Annotated in this window: 22 protein-coding genes; 20 read left to right on the forward strand and 2 right to left on the reverse strand. The window is 67.9% G+C overall.

Features of this window, described 5'->3' with window-relative positions; translation table 11 throughout:
• Positions 1 to 10: 10 nt before the first annotated feature.
• Complete coding sequence (locus J1M43_RS08685) at positions 11 to 1,390, reverse strand: DUF349 domain-containing protein (protein ID WP_307823352.1); 1,380 nt, start codon at positions 1,388 to 1,390, stop codon at positions 11 to 13.
• 206 nt (positions 1,391 to 1,596) lie between these two features.
• Between J1M43_RS08685 and nirB the strand changes: the two genes are divergently transcribed.
• Genes nirB through J1M43_RS08710 form a run of 5 tightly spaced genes read left to right on the forward strand, consistent with a single transcriptional unit; the run spans position 1,597 to position 7,630 of the window.
• Complete coding sequence (gene nirB / locus J1M43_RS08690) at positions 1,597 to 4,176, forward strand: nitrite reductase large subunit NirB (RefSeq protein WP_307823353.1); 2,580 nt, start codon at positions 1,597 to 1,599, stop codon at positions 4,174 to 4,176.
• Positions 4,173 to 4,565 carry a nitrite reductase small subunit NirD gene (gene nirD, locus J1M43_RS08695; RefSeq protein WP_206476482.1) on the forward strand — a complete coding sequence of 131 codons (393 nt, stop codon included), beginning with the start codon at positions 4,173 to 4,175 and terminating at the stop codon, positions 4,563 to 4,565. Before nirB ends, nirD begins: the two co-directional genes overlap by 4 nt.
• A gap of 1 nt (position 4,566) precedes the next feature.
• Positions 4,567 to 5,823 (forward strand): uroporphyrinogen-III C-methyltransferase, encoded by a 1,257-nt coding sequence (cobA, locus tag J1M43_RS08700; protein WP_206476483.1) that lies wholly within the window; start codon positions 4,567 to 4,569, stop codon positions 5,821 to 5,823.
• Positions 5,820 to 6,953: a uroporphyrinogen-III synthase gene (locus tag J1M43_RS08705; RefSeq protein ID WP_307823354.1), complete on the forward strand. Its 1,134-nt coding sequence runs from the start codon at positions 5,820 to 5,822 to the stop codon at positions 6,951 to 6,953. The genes cobA and J1M43_RS08705 overlap by 4 nt, the downstream gene beginning before the upstream one ends.
• Complete coding sequence (locus J1M43_RS08710; protein ID WP_206476484.1) at positions 6,950 to 7,630, forward strand: sirohydrochlorin chelatase; 681 nt, start codon at positions 6,950 to 6,952, stop codon at positions 7,628 to 7,630. The genes J1M43_RS08705 and J1M43_RS08710 overlap by 4 nt, the downstream gene beginning before the upstream one ends.
• A gap of 103 nt (positions 7,631 to 7,733) precedes the next feature.
• Here the strand turns inward: J1M43_RS08710 and J1M43_RS08715 are convergent, their stop codons facing one another.
• Positions 7,734 to 8,018: a hypothetical protein gene (locus J1M43_RS08715; protein ID WP_052167042.1), complete on the reverse strand. Its 285-nt coding sequence runs from the start codon at positions 8,016 to 8,018 to the stop codon at positions 7,734 to 7,736.
• A gap of 85 nt (positions 8,019 to 8,103) precedes the next feature.
• On the opposite strand from J1M43_RS08715, the gene J1M43_RS08720 reads away from it, so the two are divergent.
• The 15 genes from J1M43_RS08720 to J1M43_RS08790 all read left to right on the forward strand — a co-directional run bounded on the left by J1M43_RS08720 (position 8,104) and on the right by J1M43_RS08790 (position 25,381).
• Positions 8,104 to 9,432, forward strand: coding sequence for a replication-associated recombination protein A (locus J1M43_RS08720; protein WP_206476485.1), 1,329 nt, complete (start codon positions 8,104 to 8,106; stop codon positions 9,430 to 9,432).
• Between the two features lie 191 nt (positions 9,433 to 9,623).
• Positions 9,624 to 10,253, forward strand: a complete 630-nt coding sequence (gene rpsD, locus J1M43_RS08725; RefSeq protein WP_033107089.1) for a 30S ribosomal protein S4 — start codon at positions 9,624 to 9,626, stop codon at positions 10,251 to 10,253.
• A gap of 125 nt (positions 10,254 to 10,378) precedes the next feature.
• A complete protein-coding gene (locus J1M43_RS08730) occupies positions 10,379 to 10,582 on the forward strand; it encodes a hypothetical protein (RefSeq protein WP_033107088.1) in 204 nt (67 codons plus the stop codon).
• Positions 10,583 to 10,656: 74 nt separating this feature from the next.
• On the forward strand, positions 10,657 to 13,317 hold the full coding sequence (gene alaS, locus J1M43_RS08735; protein WP_206476486.1) for an alanine--tRNA ligase: 2,661 nt from the start codon (positions 10,657 to 10,659) through the stop codon (positions 13,315 to 13,317).
• A complete protein-coding gene (gene ruvX, locus J1M43_RS08740; RefSeq protein ID WP_033107086.1) occupies positions 13,314 to 13,787 on the forward strand; it encodes a Holliday junction resolvase RuvX in 474 nt (157 codons plus the stop codon). The genes alaS and ruvX overlap by 4 nt, the downstream gene beginning before the upstream one ends.
• Positions 13,788 to 13,789: 2 nt before the next feature.
• Positions 13,790 to 15,265: an endolytic transglycosylase MltG gene (mltG, locus tag J1M43_RS08745; protein ID WP_084595860.1), complete on the forward strand. Its 1,476-nt coding sequence runs from the start codon at positions 13,790 to 13,792 to the stop codon at positions 15,263 to 15,265.
• Positions 15,266 to 15,269: 4 nt separating this feature from the next.
• A complete protein-coding gene (locus J1M43_RS08750) occupies positions 15,270 to 16,094 on the forward strand; it encodes a shikimate dehydrogenase (protein ID WP_033107085.1) in 825 nt (274 codons plus the stop codon).
• A 57-nt stretch (positions 16,095 to 16,151) separates the two neighbouring features.
• On the forward strand, positions 16,152 to 17,381 hold the full coding sequence (aroC, locus tag J1M43_RS08755; protein ID WP_206476487.1) for a chorismate synthase: 1,230 nt from the start codon (positions 16,152 to 16,154) through the stop codon (positions 17,379 to 17,381).
• Positions 17,368 to 17,886 carry a shikimate kinase gene (locus J1M43_RS08760; RefSeq protein ID WP_033107083.1) on the forward strand — a complete coding sequence of 173 codons (519 nt, stop codon included), beginning with the start codon at positions 17,368 to 17,370 and terminating at the stop codon, positions 17,884 to 17,886. Before aroC ends, J1M43_RS08760 begins: the two co-directional genes overlap by 14 nt.
• On the forward strand, positions 17,883 to 18,971 hold the full coding sequence (gene aroB, locus J1M43_RS08765; RefSeq protein WP_033107082.1) for a 3-dehydroquinate synthase: 1,089 nt from the start codon (positions 17,883 to 17,885) through the stop codon (positions 18,969 to 18,971). The genes J1M43_RS08760 and aroB overlap by 4 nt, the downstream gene beginning before the upstream one ends.
• Positions 18,968 to 19,405: a type II 3-dehydroquinate dehydratase gene (gene aroQ, locus J1M43_RS08770; RefSeq protein WP_033107081.1), complete on the forward strand. Its 438-nt coding sequence runs from the start codon at positions 18,968 to 18,970 to the stop codon at positions 19,403 to 19,405. The genes aroB and aroQ overlap by 4 nt, the downstream gene beginning before the upstream one ends.
• A gap of 95 nt (positions 19,406 to 19,500) precedes the next feature.
• Positions 19,501 to 20,061 (forward strand): elongation factor P, encoded by a 561-nt coding sequence (gene efp / locus J1M43_RS08775; RefSeq protein ID WP_033107080.1) that lies wholly within the window; start codon positions 19,501 to 19,503, stop codon positions 20,059 to 20,061.
• A gap of 3 nt (positions 20,062 to 20,064) precedes the next feature.
• Positions 20,065 to 20,475 (forward strand): transcription antitermination factor NusB, encoded by a 411-nt coding sequence (gene nusB / locus J1M43_RS08780; RefSeq protein WP_206476488.1) that lies wholly within the window; start codon positions 20,065 to 20,067, stop codon positions 20,473 to 20,475.
• A 65-nt stretch (positions 20,476 to 20,540) separates the two neighbouring features.
• Positions 20,541 to 23,795, forward strand: coding sequence for a DEAD/DEAH box helicase (locus J1M43_RS08785; protein ID WP_206476489.1), 3,255 nt, complete (start codon positions 20,541 to 20,543; stop codon positions 23,793 to 23,795).
• Positions 23,796 to 23,992: 197 nt separating this feature from the next.
• Positions 23,993 to 25,381: a nitrate/nitrite transporter gene (locus J1M43_RS08790; RefSeq protein WP_307823536.1), complete on the forward strand. Its 1,389-nt coding sequence runs from the start codon at positions 23,993 to 23,995 to the stop codon at positions 25,379 to 25,381.
• The last annotated feature ends 1 nt before the right edge of the window (position 25,382 follow it).

The following is a 25,382-nucleotide window of genomic DNA, read 5'->3' on the forward strand; positions in this document are numbered from 1 at the left end:
GTGGATAAGGTCAGCCGTCGAGCGCGTTCAGCCAGGCACGGCGCGCTTCGAGAGCGTCCGCCGCCTCCTTGGCTGCCTTCTTGTCGCCGGCCTTCTCGGCCGCGGCCTTCTCGCCCTCGAGCTTCTCGATCGCGTCGAGGAGCTGCTGGCTCATGTCGTTCGCACGCGCCTTGGTCTCGGGGTTGTTGCGCTTCCAGTCGACCTCTTCGCGCGACTTGAGCGCCTGCTCGATCGTGCGCAGCTTGTCGTCCAGTGCACGCTCGCGGTCGCGCGGGAAGATGCGTCCCACGTCATCCCACTGGCGCTGGATGCGGGTGAGAAGGGCGCGTGCCTGCTTGATGTCAGGCTCATCGGCGACGGCTTTGGCGTCTTCGAGCAGCGTCTCGCGGGCCTCGATCTTCGGAGCCGACTCCGCCTCTTCCGCGGCGGACTGCTCTGCGCGTGCCGCGTACAGCGCGTCGCCGGCGGCCTTGAACCGTGCCCACAGTGCGTCGTCGGCCTTGCGCCCTGCGCGACCGGATGCCTTCCAGTCGTCGAGCAGCGTGCGATATGCCGGGATGCCGTCAACGCCCTTGGGTGCCAGCGCTTCGGCTCGCTCGATCAACTGCGCCTTGCGGTCGCGCGCGGCCTTGTGCGTCTCGTCGAGGTCGGAGTAGAACGCACGGCGGCTCTTGTCGACGACGGAACGGGCGTCGCGGAACCGCTTCCAGAGCTGCTGCGAGATGCCCTTGGGCAGGCGGGGACCGCTCTGCTGCTGTGCCTGCCACGCGTCGAAGAGCGCGGTGACCTCTTCGGTGACCTGCTTCCACTGCACCTTCGCGAGGTCGCGCGCGGCGATCTGCTCGATGCTCTCGACGAGGACGGTCCGTTCGGCGATGGCAGCGTCCACGAGTTCCTTGGCCTGCTCGGCCTCAGCGGCGCTGGCCTCCGACAGGGCGGTGCTGAGCGTCTCGAGCCTGGCGTGCAGCGATGCGAGATCGCCCACGGCCGCAGCACCCGTCACCTCGTCGACGAGGCGCTTGGCCTGCGTCGTCAGGTCACTGGCGGACGCACCCCCGGCCTGATGACGCTGCTCGAGCGTGTGCACCTTGAACGCGAGATCGTCGAACTTGCGCACGAAGTAGGCGAGAGCCTCATCCGAGGTGCCATCCGGATACTGACCGACGACCCGCCACTCCTCGCCCTCGCGCACCTCGACGGTTCCGTCTTCGCTCACGCGACCCCAGTCGGCGGAGTCGGCGGCCGCGACCGGTGACACCGGTGCAGCGGCCTGAGCCGGTGCGGCAGCGCGCGGCGGCATCGGGATGCGCGGGGGCCCGGGAAAAGGAGGTGCGGGGAGAGGAGGTGAGGGGACAGGGGGAGTCGGCTTCGAAGGCTCGGTGGCAGACACGATGTGCTCCTAGCGCGGTCAGCCCGCGGGAGAGGGAAGGGACGTTGTTCAGCCTAGTACGAGCGGGGCAGTGCTCGAGGGGGCCGGACCTCACAGTCTCGTTACCGTTTTGTGAGGAGAACGTTCGACGCGCGTAACGGGAGCCGCCGGGTCCGCGAAACACCGCGCTCATAGTGTCTGGTCATCCCCGACGTGCTGGAGGCGCAGTGAACGAGAACACCGAAGCGGCGACACGGGTCGTCGTCGTGGGCGCCGGAATGGTGGCGCACCGGTTCGTCGAGAGCGTGTTGAGCAACCCCGAGGGCGCAGTGCACATCACCGTGATCGGCGACGAAGGACGGCATCCGTACGACCGCGTCGGACTCACCGGGTACTTCTCCGGTGCGACGCCGACGGAGCTGACCCTCGATCGTGCGGTCTTCGACGACGAGCGCGTCGCCTTGATCGCCGACGACCGCGTGGTCCGCATCGATCGGCGGACGCAGACGGTGGTGACGCGCGCACGGCAGGCGATCGCCTACGACACGCTCGTACTCGCGACCGGATCGTATGCCGCGCGTGTGGCGGTCGACGGTGCCGACCTGCCCGGATGCTTCGTCTACCGCACGCTCGACGATGTGCAGGAACTGCGGCGGTTCGTGCAGCACCGCAGCGCCGAACTCGGAAGGCCACTGCGTGGCGCCGTCATCGGCGGCGGGCTTCTCGGGCTCGAGGCCGCAGGCGCCTTGCAGGGGCTCGAGGTCGACTGCACGGTCGTGCAGTCCTCCGATCGGCTGATGTCCGCCCAGCTCGACCTCGCGGGAGGCGGGATGCTGCGCCGCCTGATCGAGGCGCGCAGCATCTCGGTGCGCACCGAGTCGCGGACGACGAGACTCGATCCGGATGAATCGGGCGCCGTCACCGCACTGGAGTTCCAGGACGGCAGCTTCCAGCGCGCGGACGTCGTGATCTTCACCGTCGGGGTGCGCCCACGCGACGAACTCGCCCGCAACGCGCAGATCGACGTGCACCCCCGCGGGGGCGTGCTGATCGATGATCGCTGTCGCACGAGTGATCCTGCCATCCTCGCGATCGGCGAGGTGGCGAACTTCGACGGCCGCAGTGTCGGTCTGGTCGCCCCGGGGTACGCGATGGCAGAGGTCGCCGCGACGCGGCTGCTCGGCGGCGACGCGACGTTCCCCGGCTACGACGAGTCGGCCAAGCTCAAACTGTCCGGCGTCGACGTCGCAAGCTTCGGGGATGCGTTCGCGCAGACGCCGAACGCGCTCGATGTCGTGTATGCCGACCCCGTGGCCGGCGTCTACAAGAAGCTCGTGCTCTCGGACGATGCGCAGACTCTGCTCGGCGGCATCCTCGTCGGAGACGCAGCGGCGTACGGCTCGCTGCGTCCGCTGGTGGGTGCCGGACTCGGCGCCGACCCCGTCGCGTACCTCATGCCGGAAGGCGGCGTCGAAGCGCCAGGAGGCGCGCTGCCCGACGGGGCCGTGGTGTGCTCGTGTTCGAATGTGACGGCCGGCCGGATCCGGCAGGCCGTGCACGAAGAGGGCTGCATGGATGCCGGTGCCGTCAAGGCCTGCACCAGGGCGGGTGCGACCTGCGGCTCGTGCGTGCTCATGGTGACGAAGGTCGTGGGGCAGGAGCTCACGAAGCTCGGTCAGACCGTGTCGAACGCGCTGTGCGAGCACTTCGACATGTCGCGCCGGCAGCTCTTCGATGCGGTGCGCGTGTCGGAGCTCACGACGTTCAGCGCCGTGATCGAGAGATTCGGCCGCGGTCGCGGCTGCGACATCTGCAAGCCGGCCCTCGCCAGCATTCTCTCCGTCCTCGTCGGCGCGCACGTGCTCGACGGCGAGAACGCGACTCTGCAGGACACCAACGATCACGTCATGGCCAACATGCAGAAGGACGGCACCTACTCCGTCGTGCCGCGGATGCCGGGCGGCGAGGTGACACCCGCAGGCCTGATGGTGATCGGACAGGTCGCCGAGGACTTCGGCCTGTACACGAAGCTCACCGGCGGACAGCGCATCGACATGTTCGGGGCGCGCCTGGAGCAGCTGCCGCTCATCTGGCAGCGACTGGTCGACGCGGGCTTCGAATCCGGCCAGGCGTACGGAAAGTCGCTGCGGACGGTGAAGTCGTGCGTCGGCTCGACCTGGTGCCGCTACGGGGTGCTCGACTCGGTGGGCATGGCTGTTCGGCTCGAGCTGCGGTACCGCGGCCTCAGGGCGCCCCACAAGCTCAAGATCGGCGTGTCGGGATGTGCGCGCGAGTGCGCCGAGGCGCGAGGTAAGGACGTCGGCGTCATCGCGACAGAGACCGGATGGAACATGTACGTCGGCGGTAACGGCGGGTTCACACCACGGCACGCCGAACTCCTGGCCTCGGGGCTCTCCGATGATGAGCTGATCAGCGCCATCGACCGGTTCTTCATGTACTACATCCGCACGGCCGACCGCCTGCAGCGCACCGCACCCTGGTGCGAAGAGCTCGACGGCGGACTCGCCGGGCTCAAGGAGGTCATCTTCGACGACTCGCTCGGCATCTGCGCCGACCTCGACGCCGCGATGGCCAGGCATGTCGACAACTACGAGGACGAGTGGGCGGCGACGCTGCGCGATCCGCAGAAGCTCAAGCGCTTCGAGTCGTTCGTGAACGCGACCGAGACACCGGATCCGTCCCTCGCGTACGTCGCGACCCGTGGCCAGCTCCGACCGGCCACGGCAGAGGAACGCGAGGCAGGTGGCGTGATGATCGCCGGAACCACCCTGGAGGTGCGTCGATGACGCTCATGCCCGAAACCCGCAGCGCGGTGCGCGTGTGCAGCATCAATGACCTCGAGGTGGAGCGGGGCCGCGCCGCACTGCTCGGGGCGGAGCAGATCGCGCTGTTCCTGCTCCGTGACGGCACCGTGCATGCCGTCTCGAACCTCGATCCGTACAGCGGGGCGAACGTGATCTCGCGCGGCATCGTCGGCACGAGGGGTGATGCGCCGACGATCGCCTCGCCCATGCACAAGCAGGTGTTCGATCTGCGGACCGGCGAGTGCGTGGAGAGCCAGGGAAAACCTGCTCTGGCCCTCGACGTGTGGGCAGTTCGCATCGACGGAGACGACGTGTATCTGCCTTCGCATGCGGCTCGGTCGTCCGACGAGGCGCTGCAGGAGGTGGGCTGAGATGACCACGATGCTCGGGCTGTCGCTGACCGGACGCCGCGTCGTGCTCGTCGGCGGTGGAGCCGTCTCCGCTCGACGCCTCGGGCGATTCCTCGCCGATGGAGCGCTGGTGCGCATCGTGGCACCCGCGCTCGCGCCGCAGATGCACGCCCTGGTCGCCTCGCATCGGGAGCAAGCAGGCGCGGACGAGGTCGAATGGGTTCCGCGCCGCTTCATCGCGGAAGACCTCGACGAGGCATGGCTCGCGCACTGCGCGACCGGCGACGTCACCGTCGACCGAGAGGTCGCCGCACTCTGCGAGCAGCGGCGGATCTTCTGCATCAACGCGTCCGACGGTGCGCACGGCAGCGCACGGATGACTGCGCAGGCCACGTCAGGTGACGTGGTCGTCGGCGTGTCGAGCGAAGTGGGCGTCGATCCTCGTCGTGCGGCCGGAGTGCGCAACGCGATCGAGGGGATGCTGGAATCCGGTCGCCTGCCGCTGCGCAGGCGACGCACGGGGGGCACCGGCCGCGTCGACCTCGTCGGTGGCGGACCCGGTCCCATCGATCTCATGACGGTGCGCGCACGGCGACTGCTCGCCGAAGCCGATGTCGTCATCGCCGACCGTCTCGGGCCGACGGATGCGGTGATCGCCGAGCTCGATCCAGAAGTGCTCGTGATCGACGTCGGCAAACGCCCGCACCACCACCCTGTGCCGCAGGATGAGATCAACGCACTGCTGGTCGAACACGCCGCGGCAGGCAAGCGCGTCGTACGTCTCAAGGGCGGCGATCCGTTCGTGTACGGCCGAGGCGGCGAAGAGGTCATCGCCTGTCAACAGGCGGGTATCCCCGTCGAGGTCACTCCCGGCGTCTCCAGCGCGCTGTCGGTGCCGCAGGCCGCCGGGATCCCGGTGACGCACCGGGGCACAGCATCCGCCCTGCATGTCGTGAACGGTCAGGGCGACGTGTCGGCGACCACCCTCCACTCGCTCGCAGACCCCGAAGTGACGACCGCGATGCTCATGGGCGTCGCGGCGCTGCCGGAAGTCGTGCGAACGGCGCTCGATCACGGGATCAGCGACGAGCTTCCGGTCGCGATCATCGAGAACGGTCACACCCCGCGCCAGCGCACGACCCGCAGCACTCTCGGTGACGTCGTCGCACGTGCCGCCGCGGTCGGCGTGCAGAACCCGGCAGTGATCGTGTTCGGCGATGTCGCCAGGGCCGGCCTGCTCATGCCGGAATCCGTCCGAACACGGGAGTCGCATCGGTGAGCTCCCGCAGCATTCTGGATGCCGCGCTCGCGGGCTGCACGATCGTCGTCGCCGCAGATCGTCGAGCGGGCGATCTGGCGAGCGCGCTGGAGCGGCGGGGCGCTGTGGTCTGCCGCGCTCCCGCTCTCAGCATCGTGCCCAACGCCGACGACGAAGAACTCATCCGCCGCACGCGTGATCTCGTCGAGCGTCCGCCGGACATCGTGGTCGTCACCACCGGAGTGGGCTTCCGCGGCTGGATGGACGCCGCACATGAACACGATCTCGCCGAAGCGCTGACCGATGCGCTGCGCGGCTCGCAGTTCGTCGCCAGGGGACCCAAAGCGAACGGAGCCATCCAGCAGGCCGGGTTCGTCGCGGACTGGGTGGCCGAGTCGGAGACGGCCGCCGAAGTGGGGGAGTACCTGCTCTCCTCCTCTCTCACCGGAAAGCGCATCGCGGTGCAGCATCATGGCGCAGGATCCGACGGACTGGACAACCTGCTCGAGGTCGCAGGGGCGGAGGTCGAGAGCCTCACTGTGTATCGCTGGGGTCCGCCGGCCGATCCGCATCTCGTGGAACGCTCGGTCGCCCACGCCGCAGGAGGCGAGGTCGATGCGGTGCTGTTCACCTCGGCACCTGGCGCCGCGGAATGGATCCGCGCTGCCAGACGGCTGAAGGCGCTGGACGGCATCCGGCACCGAGCGGCAACCGGCAGGCTGCTGCTCGCTGCGGTCGGACCGATCACCGCGGCGCCGTTGCGCGAGCACGGGCTCCGCGAGACGATCGCCGATCGCGGCCGGCTCGGCTCCCTCGCGCGCTGTGTGATCGGCTACTTCGGCGGCGGGGGAGGCGCACCGGTGCTGATGACATCAGCGGGCAGTGTGTCGATGCGCAGTGGCGGGGTCGTGATCGACGGCGAGTTCATCGCGCTCTCCCGCGCCGGCGCTGGTCTGCTCGGCGCCCTCTTCGACGCGGGCGGCCGTGTGCTGTCGCGGGAGGAGATCGCCGTCGCGCTGCCGCGCACAGGAGGCAATGCCCATGCCGTCGAGATGGCTGTCGCACGCGTTCGGGAGGCGCTCGGAGACGTGGACGTCATCCGCACCGTCGTGAAGAGGGGCTACCGCCTCGTTGTGGAGGACCCAGCGTGACCACCTTGATCGCCTGCTCGCACGGAACGAACGACCTGGCCGGGCAGGATGCGGTCCGCAGCCTGATCGACGACGTCAGGGCGCTGCTGCCGGAGGTGAGGGTCGTCGCGGCTGTGGTCGACGTGGAGCAGCCGCAGATCGATGAGGTGATCGACCATGAGGCACGACGGGACGACGTGGTCGTCGTGCCGTTGCTGCTGTCAGTCGGGTACCACACCGCCGTCGACATCTCGCGAGCCGTCGACAGGCATGCCGGCGCCCGGCAGTCGGAACCGCTCGGTACGCATCCGCTCGTCGCGGACGTCCTCGTGGATCGTCTGGCTGCGGCGCTGCCCGGCGGATGGCTGCCGGGGGACCATGTCGTGCTCGCCGCTGCGGGATCGAGCAACCCATCGGCACTGATCGATGTGGAAACGGTCGCAGCCGGGGTGCGGACGATGCTCCCCGTTCCCGTCACCGTCGGATATGCATCGGCATCCGCTCCCCGCATCACGGATGCTGTCGCGGATGCGCGCCTGAGCGGCGCCGCTCGTGTGATCGCAGCCAGTCATGTGCTGGCGCCGGGTTTCTTCGCCGGGCTCGTCTCGGCCGCGGGTGCGGATGTCGTCAGCACGCCCCTCGCGCCCGATCGGCGCATCGCCAGGGTCGTCGCAGACCGCTTCCACGCCACCCGCTGACGGCGTGCCGGCAGCAGTACGCCCCGGTGAGCTCCGGAATCACCGGGGCGCGCTGGGGCGTTCGGTCAGACGGTGCCGACGGGACCGCGCGTGTGAGATCCCGCTATTGGGCAGCAGTGTCGGCGAAGAGTCCCGAGAAGGGGTTCTCTATCGGACCGGGCGTGGAGGTCTCGGTGGGTTCGGGCTCGGGAGCGAACACCGCTGCGTGCACGGACTGGCTCGCGATCGCGCCCACCACGAGCAACCCGCCGACGATCCCGGCGATCAGGTTATCGCGCGTCCGCCTTCTGATCTGGGCGTCGTGCCAGGCCGTACGGGCGGCATACAGACGTGCGCGCTCCGACTCGGTTCGTGAGCGCTGAGCGTTCTTTGGTCCGCGACCGGCCATGGATCCTCCTTCGACGCCTCGCCTGAGCGCCGTCTGCGAGCCTATCGTGGGGAGCTTTGTCGGCGCCGCGCATTAGCCTGGACGGATGACATCTGCGCCTCTGCTCTCGGGACAGACACCCCTTGCGGTGCGGATGCGACCCGTCTCGCTCGCCGAGGTGGCCGGCCAGCAGCATCTGCTGCGCGCCGGATCGCCGATCGTCGCGCTGGCAGACCCGGAGGCGACGTCGCCAGGGGCGGTGTCGATCATCCTCTGGGGCCCGCCAGGCACGGGGAAGACCACGCTCGCACAGGCCATCGCGCGCTCCTCCGGCCGACGCTTCGTCGAACTGTCGGCCATCACCGCCGGTGTGAAAGACGTCCGCGAGGTGATGCAGGAGGCGATCACCCAGCGCGATCTGTACGGGCAGACGACGATCCTGTTCCTCGATGAGATCCACCGATTCACGAAGGCGCAGCAGGACGCGCTGCTGCCGGGTGTCGAGAACGGCTGGGTGATCCTGATCGCCGCGACGACCGAGAACCCGTCGTTCTCGGTGATCTCACCGCTGCTGTCGAGGTCGCTGCTGCTCACGCTTCAGCCCCTCACCGACGACGACATCGCGATGCTGATCGATCGTGCGATCTCCGACGCGCGCGGGCTGAACGGCACCGTCGCGATCGACGAGGCCGCCAGGTCGGCGCTGGTGCGGCTGGCGTCCGGCGACGCGCGACGCGCACTCACCGGCCTCGAAGCCGCTGCCGCCGTCGCGATGTCGCATACTGCAGACGACACCGAGGCGGCGATCACGGCCGACGATGTGGCTCAGGCCGTCGACCGCGCACTGCTGCGCTACGACCGGCAGGGCGACGAGCACTACGACGTGATCAGCGCGTTCATCAAGTCGATCCGCGGCTCGGACGTCGATGCGGCGCTGCACTACCTCGCACGCATGATCGAGGCGGGGGAGGACCCGCGCTTCATCGCACGGCGCCTGGTGATCTCGGCATCCGAGGACATCGGGCTGGCAGACCCGCAAGGACTGGTCATCGCCACGGCTGCCGCCGATGCGGTGGCGTTCATCGGCATGCCGGAGGGACGCATCCCCCTCGCGGAGGCGACCGTGTATCTCGCGACCACGGCGAAGTCGAACGCCTCGTACAACGGCATCAACGCGGCGATCGCGGATGTCCGTGCCGGCAATTTCGGCCGCGTTCCCGTGCACCTTCGCGACGCGCACTATGCGGGCGCCAAGCGCCTCGGCCATGGCAAGGGCTATGTCTTCCCGCACGACAACGAGTACGGCATCGTGCCGCAGCAGTATCTGCCGGACGAACTCGTCGGCCGTCGCTATTACGAGCCCAAGCAGCTCGGAGCCGAGCGCGACGTGTCGGCCAGACTCGAACGCATCCGCCGCATCCTCGGTGATCGCTGACTTGACTGCCGACCCCGCCGCGGGCGCGGATCACAGTCTGTTAGACTTGAGCGGCTCGAAACACAGTTTTCGGGCATCCCCTCGTTCACACCCCACCTTCTCGGCGCCCCGGCGTGCGCCCGAAGGAAGAACGGCGGAGATACGTCCGTGAGACGTGAAAGACACGTCCACGTCATCGGAAGGAAAACTTCGTGGTCACGAAGTCCCAGGACCGCCGCAAGGTCCGCCTGTCCCGCGCCCTCGGCGTGGCACTCACACCGAAGGCCGCCCGCTACCTCGAGAAGCGTCCCTACGCTCCGGGCGAGCACGGCCGCACCAAGCGCAAGACCGACAGCGACTACGCCGTCCGTCTGCGCGAGAAGCAGCGTCTGCGCGAGCAGTACGGCATCCGCGAGAAGCAGATGCGCAACACGTTCAACGAGGCTCGCCGCCACGACGGCCTGACCGGTGAGAACCTGGTCGAGCTGCTCGAGATGCGTCTCGACGCGCTCGTGCTGCGTGCCGGTTTCGCCCGCACCACCGCGCAGGCTCGCCAGCTCGTCGTGCACCGTCACATCCTCGTCGACGGCCAGCTCGTCGACCGCCCGTCGTTCCGCGTGAAGCCGGGTCAGCTCATCCACGTCAAGGCCAAGAGCGAGGGCACCGAGCCCTTCCAGGTGGCAGCAGCCGGCGGTCACGCCGAGGTGCTTCCCCCCGTTCCCGGCTACCTCGAGGTCGAGCTCGACAAGCTCCACGCGCGTCTGCTGCGTCGTCCGAAGCGCGCCGAGGTCCCCGTGACCTGTGAAGTGCAGCTCGTCGTCGAGTACTACGCGGCTCGCTGAGTCATACGGCTCGCTGAGACGCGAACCATTTCCGCAGAGGGCGTCGGGATTCATCCCGACGCCCTCTGTCGTTTCCGCATACGATGGAGACACCGCGCCTCGCGGCCCAAGGCAAGGAAGACGACATGAAGACGTTCCTGTGGTTCCTGATCGGTGTGATCGGCGGATTCGTCGCCGCCCACTTCATGAACAAGGATCCTCGCGGTCACGACATCCTCGCCGAGGTCGACGCCAGGATCAACGGCTTCACGACGGTTCTCAGCGACGCCTATCGAGCGCAGGAGGCTCGCCTGGTCGAGCCCGTCGCTCCTCCGAGCACTGATCACTGAGCACTGATCCCCAGCATTGTGCATCGCGGCCGTCGCGATGCTCATCCTCCTCACTGAAGGACAGCCGTACCCCTATGAAAACTGCGGACATCGCGCAGCGCTATCTCAGCTACTTCGAGAAGAACGAGCACACGATCGTGCCCTCTGCGTCGCTCGTGAGCGACGACCCGACGGTGATGTTCACGATCGCCGGCATGGTGCCGTTCATCCCGTATCTGACCGGAGTCGTGCCTGCGCCGTACTCGCGTGCAGCCGATGTGCAGAAGTGCATTCGTACCAACGACATCGAAGAGGTCGGCAAGACGGTGCGTCACGGCACGTTCTTCCAGATGCTCGGCAACTGGTCGTTCGGCGACTACTTCAAGGAGGGAGCGATCACGTACGCGTGGGAGCTCCTGACCACGAGCGAGGCCGATGGCGGACTGGGGTTCCAGGAGAAGGACTTCTGGGTCACCGTCTACGAGACCGATGACGAAGCCGCAGACATCTGGCGGCGCGTGATCGGGCTTCCGGAGGAGCGGATTCAGCGCCTCGGACGTGCCGACAACTACTGGCACACCGGCCAGCCCGGTCCCGGCGGCCCCGACTCGGAGATCTTCTTCGATCGCGGCGCGGAGTTCGGGCGCGACGGCGGCCCGGCGGCGGACGACAACCGATACATGGAGCTGTGGAATCTCGTCTTCATGCAGGAGCTGCTCAGCGACGTGCGCTCCCAGGTCGACTTCGACATCGCGGGTCCGCTGCCGAAGAAGAACATCGATACGGGCATGGGCCTGGAGCGTGTCGCCTTGCTCAAGCAGGGCGTGGCGAACATGTACGAGACGGACCAGATCCGTCCTGTGCTCGACCGCGCCGTCGAGCTGTCCGGCAAGCGCTACGGGGCCGTCCATGAGGACGACGTCCGCTTCCGCGTGATCGCGGATCACGTGCGATCGTCGCTCATGCTGCTCTCCGACGGCGTGAAGCCCTCGAACGAGGGCCGTGGCTACGTGCTGCGCCGGCTCATGCGCCGCACGGTGCGCGCCATGCGGCTGCTCGACGTGGACGCACCTGTCTTCCCCGAACTGTTCGCCACCTCCCGAGACGCGATGAAGTCCGCATACCCGGTTCTCGAGACCGACTGGACCAGGCTCTCCGGCCTGGCCGTCGCCGAGGAGGAGACGTTCCTGCGCACGCTCGCGCAGGGATCCACGATCCTCGACCTCGCACTCGCCGACACCAAGAAGGCAGGCAAGCAGACTCTTGCCGGGCCTGAGGCTTTCCTGCTGCACGACACCTACGGCTTCCCGATCGATCTCACGCTCGAGATCGCAGAGGAGGCGGGCCTCAACGTCGATCGCACGGCCTTCGACACGCTGATGCAGGAGCAGCGCACACGTGCGAAGGCCGATGCGAAGAGCCGCAAGCGCCAGCTCGCCGACGTCTCGGTCTACCGCGACTTCCGCGCCCTCGGCGAGACCGGATTCGCCGGATACACCGATCTCGACATCGAGTCGCGCGTGCTCGGCATCCTCGTCGACGGCCAACCAGTAGCATCCGCCGGCGAGGGCCAGGTCGCCGAGATCATCCTCGCCGAGACGACGCTGTACGCCGAGTCAGGCGGTCAGGTCGCCGACAAGGGAACGATCGTCGGCGCCGGGTTCGAGCTCGACGTGCTCGACGTGCAGAAGCCGGTCGCCGGCCTCATCAGCCATACCGTGCAGGTGGTCAGCGGCAGCGTCGCACTCGATGATCGCGCGACGACCGTCGTGGACGCGGCGAACCGCCGAGCAGCCCGTCAGGCGCACTCGGCGACGCACCTCGTGCACGCCGCGCTGCGCGACACGCTCGGTCCGACCGCCACCCAGGCCGGATCGCTCAACCGCGCGGGTTACATGCGCTTCGACTTCTCGTGGTCGCAGGCGCTCTCCGTGGACGCACGCACCGATATCGAGGAGATCACCAACCGCGCCGTCCAGGACGCCCTCGAGGTGACGACGCGCATCGTGTCGCTCGATGAGGCGAAGGAAGCCGGCGCCATGGCGCTGTTCGGCGAGAAGTACGGCGACGTCGTGCGGATGGTCGACATCGGCGGCCCGTGGTCGCGGGAGCTCTGCGCGGGCACCCACGTGAACACCAGCGCGGAGATCGGACTTGTCAGCGTCGTGGGCGAGTCGTCGGTCGGCGCCTCCAACCGACGTATCGAGGCATTGGTCGGTCAGGACGCATTCCGCGAGCTCGCTGCAGAGCGTGCGATCGTGTCGCAGCTCACAAGCGCTCTCAAGACGCCGCGCGAGCAGCTGCCGGAGCGGATCGCCGAGATCGCCGCGAACCTGAAGACGGCCGAGAAGCGGATCGCGCAGTTCGAGGCGAAGCAGCGCGAGGGGCAGGTGCCCGCGATCGCGGAGGCGGCGGAGCGCGTCGGCGCATATCGCGTCGCGGCGGTGTCGCTCGGCGACGTCGCATCGGCGGACGACGTGCGCACGCTGGCGCTCAGCGTCCGTGAGCGCCTCGGCTCGGATGCCGCGGTCGTGGCACTCGGCGGCGTCGCCGCCGGACGTCCGGTCGTCGTGGTCGCCACCAACGATTCCGCACGTGCGGCGGGCGCGAAGGCTGGTGCGCTCGCGAAGCGCGCGGCCGGTGTGCTCGGGGGCGGCGGCGGCGGACGCGATGATGTCGCACAGGGCGGCGGAACGGATGCCACGGCATTGGGCGCGGCGCTGGACGCCGTGACGCAGGAGCTGCGCGGCGCGTGAGCGGATTTCGCCGCGGAGTGCGGCTCGGCATCGATGTCGGCAAGGCGCGGGTGGGCGTGGCGCGCTGCGACCCTGACGGCATGCTCGCCGTGCCGGTGGAGACCGTGCAGCGATCGGAGCAGTCCCTTGCCCGCATCGCCGAGATCGCCGCGGAGTACGAACCGCTGGAGTTCGTCGTCGGTCTTCCGGTGAACATGCAGGGTGCTGACACGCCTTCCACTGCGGATGCACGTGAGTTCGCGGCCGCTCTGCAGCGCCTCACCGCGGTGCCGGTGCGCATGATGGACGAGCGACTCAGCACGGTCACAGCGCACGCCGCTCTGCGCTCTTCTGGCAGAACTCAGCGAAACTCTCGTAGCATTGTCGATCAGGTCGCGGCAGTGGTGCTTCTGCAGCACGCGATCGACACGGAGAAGAGCACCGGTAACCCGGCCGGTTCCGTGGTTCCAACCGACGAGGAGCCCACTTGAGCATGCCCGAACGCGAGAGTCCCGAACGCGAGAGTCCCGAACGCGAGAGTCCCGAACGCGGGTCGAACTCGCTTTCCGACGACCTGTTCTCGAAGCTCCCCGCGCCGGGACACCAGGTTCCCGCCGCCGACCAGCCGCTACCGGCACCCGGCTCGCGCCGCGCGCTGCGCGAGGCCGCGCAGTCCGAGACGACACCGTCCGAGCGGGTCCGGTCCGCAGCCACGAACCACGAGGTCGCTCAGCCGAACGAGGCCGCGGCCTCGACAGCGGATGATGCGGCCGAGAACGAGTCGCTTTTCGACACTGCCGCTGATCCGGCGACGCGTCCGGTGACCGCATCGGCGGCGGCATCCCTCGACGATCTCTTCGCGGCCGAACACGACGATTCCAACGGCAGCGCACCACGCAGGAAGAAACGGCGCACCGGCTGTCTCGTCGCCCTCATCATCGTGCTCGCCCTCATCGGCGGTGCGGTGGCCGGTGGCGCATGGGCCTGGAACACCTACGGCGACAAGATCAGCGAGGTCATGGGCTGGGGCGAGCCGGATGACTACGAAGCGGGCATCGCGTCCGGCGAGGCACTGGTCACCATCCAAGATGGCGATACCGGTTCTCCTGTGTCGACCGCCTTGTACGAGGCGGGCGTGACCAAGACGGAGAGTGTCTTCTACGACTATCTCGTCAAGGAGAACGTCGCGGTGACGTTCTACCCCGGTGTGTACAAGCTGCAGCAGAAGATGACCGCCGAGGCTGCGCTGACCGCTCTCCAGGACGAGGCGAACAAGCTCGAGAACTCCGTCGGCATCGCTGAAGGCAGCACTCTGGAGTCTTCGCTCCCCGTGATCACCGAGAGCATCGGCATCCCTCTCGAAGACCTGCAGGCGGCCGTCGCCGATCCCGGCGCCTACGGGGTCGCGTCCGAGAGCCTCGAAGGCTGGTTGTTCCCCGCCGTGTACACGTTCGATCCCGAAGCCACGGCCACCCAGGTGATCCAGCGCATGGTCGATCGCACACGTGAATCGCTCACCGCGGCCGGCGTGCCGGCCGGCGACGAGCAGCGCGTCCTGACGATCGCATCCATCATCCAGCGCGAGGGCCGTACCGACGACTTCGCCAAGGTCTCGCGCGTCATCCAGAACCGCCTGGATGACGGGATGAAGCTGCAGATGGATTCGACGGCGCAGTACGGCTACGGAGAGCTCCACGAGGGCGTGGTGAGCACATCATCCGAGGCGCAGAACAACGACAACCCTTGGAACACCTACGTGTACGAAGGGCTGCCGGCCGGTCCGATCGCGAATCCGAACGACGCTGCGATCAAAGCCGCGTTGAATCCTGCCGACGGTCCGTGGCTCTACTTCGTCACGATCAACCTCCAGACCGGCGAGACGGTGTTCACGAGCACGTACGAAGAGCATCAGGCCGCCATCGAGACGTGGCAGGCATGGTGTCGTGCGAATCCCGACCAGGGATGCTGAAACGATGACCACCCGTCTCCTGGCGGTGTGGGGCGATCCGATCGCTCACAGCAAGTCGCCGACTCTGCACGGTGCGGCGATCCGAGTGCTCGGTCTGGATTGGGAGTACGGTCGCCGGGAGGTCGACGCCGACGGCTTCTCCGCCGCGCTGCGCGGATTGGACGATTCCTGGCGAGGGCTCTCCCTCACCATGCCGCTCAAGGAACAGGCGTTTCGCGCGGCGCAGACGCACGACCGTCACGCCGAACTCACCGGCGCGGTGAACACTCTGCTTCTCAACGCAGCGCCTTCGGGCTTCAACACGGATGTCGGCGGCATCATCGACGCGTTCGCCGAGAACGAGGTCACCGGCGCCGCGCGTGCGCGCATCCTCGGCGCTGGTGCGACGGCGGCTTCGGCGCTGGTCGCGGTGGCGGAGATGGGGGCACACCGCATCGACGTCCGCGCGCGACGTCCGGAACGTACCCAGACACTTCGTGCTCTGGGCGAGCGGCTCGGTGTCGAGGTGACGGTGAGCGGCTTCGCCGATCAGATCGGTCCCGTGGACGTCACGGTCGCCACGCTTCCCGGCGGGGCCGTGCTCGAGCGTACGGCAGCTTTCGCCGAGCACGGAGGCATACTGCTCGACGTCGCCTACGCGCCGTGGCCGTCCGCTCTGGCCGAGGCCTGGGCCACTGAGCACGTCATCTCCGGGGTGGGCATGCTGCTGCACCAGGCCGTGCGGCAGGTGCGCGTCTTCGTACACGGCGATCCGGTCGACGAGCTCGACGATGAAGCAACCGTGCTGGCCGCCATGCGCACTGCGCTGAGGGAACCGGCACCGTCCTGACCGGATCTCCGCGACATGCGGGAAGAACAGGGTCCCCGCTCATGGGAGACTGGAGCAATGCTCCGCGTGCTCACGGCCGGCGAATCGCACGGCCCCGAACTCATTGCCGTCATGGAAGGGCTGCCGTCCGGCGTCCCGGTCTCATCCGAGGCGATCCAGCAGGATCTCGCCCGCCGTAAACTCGGCTATGGGCGCGGATCACGCATGAAGTTCGAGCAGGACGAGCTCACCATCTCGGGTGGTGTTCGGCACGGCAGGTCTCTCGGCAGCCCGATCGCCCTGCGCATCGGCAACACCGAGTGGCCGAAGTGGATCGAGGTCATGAACCCCGAGCCCATCGAGATCACCGACAAGTCGCGCGGCCGTTCAGCGCCGCTCACTCGGCCCCGCCCTGGACACGCCGACCTCGTCGGCATGCAGAAGTACGACTTCGATGAAGCACGCCCGATCCTCGAGCGCGCGAGCGCACGCGAGACCGCGGCACGTGTCGCCCTCGGCGCCGTGGCCAGGTCGTTCCTCGGTGCGCTCGGCATCCGTCTCGTCAGCCACACGCTGTCCATCGGCCCGGTGCGGGTACCGGACGGCGCTGCACTTCCGACACCCGATGACGTCGACGCGCTCGATGCCGATCCGCTGCGATGCTTCGACGCCGACACCTCGGCCGCCATGGTCGCGGAAGTCGATGACGCCCGTAAGGACGGCGACACGCTGGGTGGCATCGTCGAGGTGCTCGCCTACGGCCTACCGCCTGGACTCGGCTCGCACGTTCACTGGGATCGCCGTCTCGACGCACGTCTCGCCCAGGCTCTCATGAGCATTCAGGCCATCAAGGGCGTAGAAGTCGGCGACGGTTTCGAGACCACGCGTCGGCGCGGCTCCGCCGCCCACGATGAGCTCTTCTCCGCCGATGCGGGCATCACCCGAGGATCCGACCGCGCAGGCGGCACTGAAGGCGGCATGTCCACTGGCACCGTCCTGCGCGTGCGAGCGGGGATGAAGCCGATCGCGACGGTGCCGCACTCGCTGCGCACGATCGACGTCGCCACCGGCGAGACCGCGACAGCCCATCACCAGCGCTCCGACGTGTGCGCAGTGCCCGCGGCGGGTGTCGTCGCCGAGGCGATGGTCGCCGTCGAGCTCGCGAACGCCGTACTGGAGAAGTTCGGTGGAGACAGTGTCCGCGAGACGGCCCGCAACCTGCAGAGCTACCTCGACGCGATCCCGGCAGAGTTGCGCACCGCGCCCGCCTCGGAGGCGGCCCTGATCGCATACGATGATCACGTCTGAGCGGCTGATCGTCGTGCTCGTCGGTCCGATGGGCGCCGGCAAGACCAGCGTCGGACGGCAGGTGGCCAAGCGCCTCGGCGTGAGATTCATCGACACCGACAAGCGGATCGCCGCCGAGCACGGCCCGATCCCGGAACTCTTCGAGTCACGGGGCGAATCCCACTTCCGCGAACTAGAGCAGCTGGCCGTCGCCACGGCGCTCCGAGACGGGGGAGTGATCTCCGTCGGCGGTGGTGCGGTCAGCTCATCGGCGACGCGCGAGCTCCTGCATCGGCATCCGGTCGTCTTCCTGGCGGTGTCGCCGGAGGCCGTGGTAGATCGCATCCGCACCGGCGGACGGCCGCTCCTCGCGGGCGACGACGACCCCCTTGAGCGTTGGAATCAGATCTACGAGCAGCGCCGCGGCTGGTATGAGGAGGTCGCCGATGTGACCTTCGACACCTCTCATCGGCCGATGCAGCGCATCGCCGAAGAGATCGCGGCATGGAGGAGAGAACAGGCATGAGCACGACCACGATCAGCGTGAGCGGACAGGCATCCTACGACATCACGGTCGGACGCGGCATCCTCGACAGGGTGTCCGCGGCCCTCGATCCAACGGTGCGGAAGATCCTCGTGGTGCATCCGCCCACGCTCGCAGAGCGCGCCGCGGAACTGCGCGACCGTCTGCTCGCCGACACCGCCGACGGGCCCCGTGAGGTGCTGCTGGCCGAGGTGCCTGATGCCGAGCAGGGCAAGCGCATCGAGGTCGCCGCGTTTTGCTGGCAGATCATGGGCCAGTCCGACTTCACGCGCACCGATGCCGTCGTCGGATACGGCGGTGGGTCCGTGACCGACCTCGCCGGCTTCGTCGCGGCCACGTGGCTGCGCGGAGTGCAGATCGTGCAAGTGCCGACCACTGTGCTCGGCCTCGTCGACGCCTCAGTCGGCGGCAAGACCGGCGTCAACACCGCAGAGGGCAAGAACCTCGTCGGCGCCTTCTGGGCACCGCGCGCCGTCATCGGCGACCTCGACGAGTTGAGCAGCCTCAGCACCCACGAGGCCACGGCAGGGTTCGCCGAAGTGGTCAAAGCCGGCTTCATCTGGTCGCCGGAGATCCTCGACATCATCGAGGCCGACCCCTCCCGTGCCGTCGACACGACGACCGAAGAGTTCCGTCGTACGATCGAACTCGCGATCGACATGAAGGCGCAGGTCGTGTCTGATGACTTCCGCGAGGCCGGTCAGCGCGAGATCCTCAACTACGGCCACACCCTCGGCCACGCGATCGAGCACGCCGAGCGGTACCGCTGGCGCCACGGCGCGGCGATCTCGGTCGGGATGCTGTTCGCCGCCGAGATCTCCCGGCTCGCCGGCCGGCTCTCCGATGACGTCGCCGACCGCCATCGCACCGTGCTGGAGTCCCTCGGCCTGCCGACGACCTACCGCGCCGGTGCTTGGAAAACGTTGCTGGCGACCATGCAGCGCGACAAGAAGAGCAGAGGCGGGATGCTGCGCTTCATCGTTCTCGACGACATCGCCAAGCCCACAGTGCTGCAGGCGCCGGACGAATCGTTGCTCTTCGCCGCCTACCAGGAGGTGGGAGCGTGAGCCGCCGCATCCTGCTCGTCAACGGACCGAACCTCAATCTGCTGGGCACCCGCGAACCGGAGGTGTACGGTTCCGCAACCCTCGCGGACGTCGAGCGGATCACGCGCGATGCCGCGGCAGAGGCGGGGTTCGAGGTGCGCAGCATCCAGAGCAACCATGAGGGCGTGCTGATCGACGCGATCCACGCGGCCCGTGAGGATTGCGCCGCGATCGTGATCAATCCTGGCGGGCTCACGCACACCTCCGTCGCGCTGCGCGACGCGCTCACCGGCGTGTTCCTGCCGTTCGCCGAGGTGCACGTCTCAGACGTGCACGCGCGTGAGGAGTTCCGGCACTTCTCCTACCTCGAGGATGTCGCAGCAGTCCGCGTGATCGGGGAGGGCGTGGACGGCTACGCGAACGCTGTACGTCAGCTCACGGCGCTCATCCCGTAGAATCGACTGTCGGCCGCACTCATCGAACCCGGACAGGGTGAAACCCGAAACGGTGAAGACCGGCCCCTCATCAACGGAAACGGAACTCTCAGCGCATGGCATCCACCGCAGACATCAAGAACGGCGTCGTCCTCAGCATCGACGGACAGCTCTGGAACGTCATCGAGTTCCAGCACGTCAAGCCCGGCAAGGGCGGCGCGTTCGTGCGCACCAAGCTGAAGAACGTCGTCTCGGGAAAGACCGTGGACCGCACGTACAACGCCGGCGCGAAGATCGAGATCGAGAACGTCGATCGCCGTGACTTCACGTACCTCTACGCGGACGGCGACGGCTTCGTGTTCATGGACACGACCGACTACGACCAGATCACCGTCGGTGCGGCCACGGTCGGCGACGCGAAGAACTTCCTGCTGGAGAACCAGCAGGTCACGATCGCCCTGAACAACGGCAATCCGCTCTACATCGACCTCCCCGCATCTGTCACGCTCGAGGTGACGTACTCCGAGCCCGGCCTGCAGGGCGACCGTTCCTCGGCAGGCACGAAGCCTGCGACGGTGGAGACCGGGTACGAGATGCAGGTGCCGCTGTTCATCGAGACCGGAACGAAGATCAAGGTCGACACCCGCACGGGTGAGTACCTCGGTCGCGAGAAGTAAGGCGTGGGCGCTCGGACGAAGGCGCGCAAGCGCGCACTCGACATCCTCTTCTCCTCGGACGTCCGTGGAGACGACCTCGCTGTCGCTCTCGCCGCAGAAGCCAGGCGCGCCGCCGGCGAACCCGCTCGCGAGGCCTCCTGGCTGTACGCGCGCGAGATCGTCGACGGCATCGTCGATCACCGCGACGAGATCGACGAGCACATCGTGACGCACAGCCGTGACTGGAAGATCGAGCGGATGCCCGCCGTCGACCGCGCCCTGCTGCGCATCGGCGTGTGGGAGATCCTGCACAACGACCAGGTGCCGACCGCGGTCGCGATCGATGAGGCGGTTGAGCTCGCCAAGGAGTTCTCGACCGACGAATCCGGCGCATTCGTGCACGGCGTACTCGCGAGGGTGGCCCGAGCCGGCTGACCCGATGGATGCGCGCACGCGCATCCTGGGAGTGCAGCGTCGATGCTCGACGAGAGGATGCCGGTATGCCAGCGCCGTACGTCGATCCCGCTGTCATCCGTGCTCTGACGGACGACGGCGGGTACCGCCGCGGTCTGTCGTATCAGCGTTCGGGCATGGTGACACGCACCGCGTGGGACGATGCCGAGCGAGTACTCACCTCGGTCGTGGCGGGATCGGCCGGCCACTCGTACCGCTGCTCGATCCGCTTCTCCGCAAGCGGGGTGACCGCTTCTGTGGCGTCGGCGTTCTGCTCCTGTCCGGTGGCGCAAGGCTGCAAGCACGTCGTCGCGACGCTGCTCGTGAACAATGACGACGCCGTGCTGTCACCGGCGGTCACCCGTGACCAGCCGAGACCCGCCGCCTGGCGTGCCCTCGTTCCCTCCGCCTCTGCCGACGGCTCGACGGACATCGCGCTCGGAGTGGAACTGCGCCAGCGGGCGGCCGGTGGAGCGCACCACTGGTCGCCGCGACCGGTGCGCCCCGCCACCCCGCGCGACCTCGCCAAGGGAACAGGCGAACTGCTGCTCGGCATCCGTCCGCTCATGCGCAGCGCGGCGACCGGCTCCTGGATCCAGGGCGATGTGTCATGGGACTCGGTGCGCCGCTCGGCTGCTCAGTTCGGTCGCGAGCGCGTGCGCTGGTTCGCCGACCTGCTGAGCCTCTCACGCGACTCCCTGCTGTCGGGCACCGCGGGGGACTGGCTCTCGATGGATCTGATCGAATCCTCGCTGCTGTGGGGCCATCTTCGCCAGGCACCCGGACTCGGCATCCCTCTGGTGTCGACACGGAAGAGCACGACCGTGGCGCTCGGGGAGGCGGCGTCCGTCGCGGCGGAGTTCACGCGGAACGACGACGGCGCGCTCAGCATCGGCGCGGAGGTCATCCTCGACGAGCGGTTGGTTCCGACTGCGTCCGTGCGGGCCATCGGACACTCGGGGATCTACACGGCCGAGTCGATCGGCAGCCGCATCGCCCTCACGCTGGCCGAGGTCGAGCTCAGCGACCCCGTCCACACGCTCCTGAAGGCGCAGGGCGCGATCACCGTCACCAAGGCCGACGAGGCGGCGTTCCTGCGTGAGGCGTACCCTGCGCTGGCGAGACGCGCGCCGATCCGTACCGTCGGCGCGGTGAAGCTGCCCGCTGTGCCGTTGCCGCAGCCGACTCTGGTCGTGACGTTCCGCAGCGGCGACACGATCGACTACGCATTCGAATGGACCTACAAGGGCCACAGAAGATTCCCGCTCTCGCCGACAGCGGATGCCGTGCGCGACGCGCCCGCCGAACGGGAGCGTCAGAGCGAGATCGAGCAGATCTGGCAGAGGCTCTCCGACTCCGTGTTCACGGCATCCGCGACGCTGCACGACATCGACGCCGCCGAGTTCGTCGCGCACGTCGTTCCCGCCTTCCAGGCTCAGGGCGTCAGCATCGTCGAGAACGGCACGCGCAAGGACTACCAGGAGATCACCGGCATCCCGGAGATCACCGTCTCGACCGTGGAGACCGTCGACGCCGACTGGTTCGATCTCGGGGTGCTCGTGAAGATCGACGGGCGCACCATCCCGTTCACTCCGTTGTTCACGGCGATGGCGAAGGGCAGGCGCAAGCTGCTGCTCGTCGACGGCAGTTATCTGTCTCTCAATCACCCCGCGCTCGACCGGCTCCGTGAGCTGATCGACGAGGCCTCAGAGCTGCAGGAATGGGAGACCGGCCCGCGCATCAGCCGCTACCAGACCGATCTGTGGGAGGAGTTCGAAGACCTCGCGGACGAAGCGCTCCCCGCTGTGAACTGGCGTGCCACAGCCGAGGGACTGCGTCAGGCGACCGAGGTGCCGTCGACACCCGTGCCCGCGGGGCTCGGGTCCGAGCTGCGGCCGTACCAGAGGACCGGATTCGATTGGCTCGCATTCCTGTGGACGCATCGCCTCGGCGGCATCCTCGCCGACGACATGGGACTCGGCAAGACCATCCAGCTGCTCTCGCTCGTGCTGCACGCGAAGGAGGCGGGGGAGAAGCGGCCGTTCCTCGTCGTCGCCCCCACGTCCGTGCTCGGCTCCTGGCAGAGCGAAGCCGCGCGATTCGCTCCCGGCCTGCGCGTGCGCGTGATCGACAGCAGCAGCGTCAAACGTGAAGTGATGACGGATGCTGCCCACGGCGCCGACCTCGTCATCACCTCGTACACCCTGGTGCGTCTTGACGAGAAGGAATTCGCTGAGACCCGATGGGCCGGCCTCATCCTCGACGAGGCGCAGTTCGTGAAGAACCCCAAGACGAAGCAGCACCGCGCCGTCGCCGCGCTGAAGGCCGATGTCGTGTACGCCGTGAGCGGCACCCCGATGGAGAACAGCCTCACCGATCTCTGGGCGCTGTTGAAGCTCGCGGCTCCCGGCCTGTTCGCGTCGGCCAGGAAGTTCGGCGAGGACTACGTGCAGCCCATCGAGAAGGGCAAGGTTCCGGAGAACGAGGAGGGCGGCGAGTACCGGCAGCGGCGCCTGGAACGGCTCCGCCGCCGCATCCGTCCGCTCATGCTGCGCCGGACCAAGCAGCTGGTGGCCGCAGACCTTCCAGAGAAGCAGGAGCAGCAGCTGCACGTCGAGCTCAGCCCGTCGCACAGGGCCCTGTACGACGTGGTGCTGCAGCGCGAGCGGCAGAAGGTGCTGGGTCTGCTGGAGGATCTCGACCGCAATCGCTTCATCGTGTTCCGCTCGCTCACGATGCTCCGTCTGCTGAGCCTGTCACCCGGACTCGTCGACCCCGCGGACGCGAAGATCGGCTCCCGTAAGCTGGATGCACTTCTCGAGCATGTACAGGAGCTGCAGGCAGAAGGCCACCGCGCACTCGTGTTCAGCCAGTTCACCTCGTTCCTCAAGGAGGCGGCAGCGCGGCTCGATCACGCAGGCATCGCGTATGCGTACCTGGACGGATCGACGACCAGGCGGCCCCAGGTCATCGACGCCTTCCGCGCAGGCGAGCAGCCCGTGTTCCTCATCAGCCTGAAGGCGGGCGGATTCGGCCTCACCCTCACCGAAGCCGATTACGTGTTCCTGCTGGATCCATGGTGGAACCCGGCCGCCGAAGCGCAGGCGGTGGACCGTACGCATCGCATCGGTCAGCAGAACCCGGTCATGGTGTACCGGATGATCTCCTCCGGAACGATCGAGGAGAAGGTCCTCGCCCTCCAGGAGCGCAAGGCGCGCCTGTTCACGGCGGTCATGGACGACGAGGAGATGTTCGCCCAGTCGCTCACCGCCGACGACATCAGGGGACTGTTCGAGAGCTGAGGGCTGCGTGCGGGTGCCGGCGCAGCGCGTGTTACGACGACATGACACGCCCCTCACGGAGCCCATCCGCGCAGGTGACGCAGAAGTGACGCGCCGGAAACGAATCCCGCGATCTCCCGAAACAGCGTCCTCCTATCGTCGATGCCGTACCGTCCGGAAGTCTCGGACCCGCGCGCATCAGGGGGTCAGCCGTGGTCATCTCGTCCGTCGCAGCAACACAGGATCAGCACGCACGTCCGGTCGTGCTCACTCGCCGGCCGGGGCGGTGGGTCGACGGGTTCGACCCCGAGAGCTCCGAGTTCTGGCGCACCGAGGGCCGCCGAATCGCACGACGCAACCTCGGCTGGTCGATATACGCGGAGTTCCTCGGCTTCATCGTCTGGCAGCTGTGGAGCGTCGTCGTCGTGCTGCTGCCTGCTGCGGGCTTCACCTTCACCAGCGCGGAGACGTTCTGGCTGCTCTCAGTGCCGAGCCTCGTCGGCGCGACGCTGCGCTTTCCGTACACGTTCATGGTGCCGCGCTTCGGCGGACGCAACTGGACGATCGTCTCCGCTGTGCTGCTGCTGATCCCAGCGTCATTGCTGGCGGTCGCGGTCGGCAACCCTGAGACGCCGTTCTGGTTGATGCTGGTGATCGCCGGGCTCGCAGGCTTCGGCGGGGGCAACTTCGCCAGCTCCATGGCGAACATCACGTACTTCTTCCCTCAGCGGGAGAAGGGCTGGGCTCTCGGCCTCAACGCCGCGGGCGGCAACCTCGGCACTTCGGTGGCACAGTTCTTCGTGCCGGTCGTCGTCTCGATCGGTGCAGGGATCGGTCTCGGTCTGCCACTGGCCGGTTGGATGTGGGTGCCCTTCATCCTGTTCGCTGCCTGGGGTGCCTGGCGGTACATGGACAACCTGTCCTCGGCGAAGGCCGATTTCGCGGGATCGGCAGCGGCGTTGCGAGAACCGCACCTGTGGCTGCTCTCACTGTTGTACATCGGCACCTTCGGATCGTTCATCGGATTCTCCAGCGTCTTCCCGAAGCTGATCGTGGATGAGTTTCCCGAGTTCTCAAGTCTGCATGTCGGCGCCGCCGTCGTGTCCCTGGCGTTCCTCGGCGCGCTCGTCGGCTCCGTCTTCCGACCGCTGGGCGGGCGTCTGGCCGACCGTTTCGGCGGCGCCCGGGTGACCATCGCGGCCTTCGCCGTGATGGCTGTCGGCGCATTCGGCATTCTCGGTGTGCTCGCGCTCGAGCAGTTCTGGCTCTTCCTCGTCTGCTTCCTGGTGCTGTTCGCCGCCACCGGAGTGGGGAACGGCTCGACGTACCGGATGATCCCCATCGTCTTCTCCGCAAGGGCGATCGCGCGACGAGAGGGCGACGCTGCGATGGTGGCGCGTCGTGCCGCAGCAGCACTCGGACTCATCGCCGGGATCGGAGCGTACGGCGGCTTCGTCGTGCCCCAGGTGCTGAACGCTTCGCAGCTCGCCTCGGGCGGGTACCAGGCCGCGTTCGTCGGGTTCGGTATCGCCTACCTCGTACTCCTCGTCATCACAGCCCTCGCCTACGCCGTGCCACGCGCCTCGCTCGACGGACGGCGGATCTGAA

The organism is Microbacterium sp. KRD172, from assembly GCF_017168295.1.
Taxonomy (GTDB): Bacteria; Actinomycetota; Actinomycetes; order Actinomycetales; family Microbacteriaceae; genus Microbacterium; species Microbacterium profundi.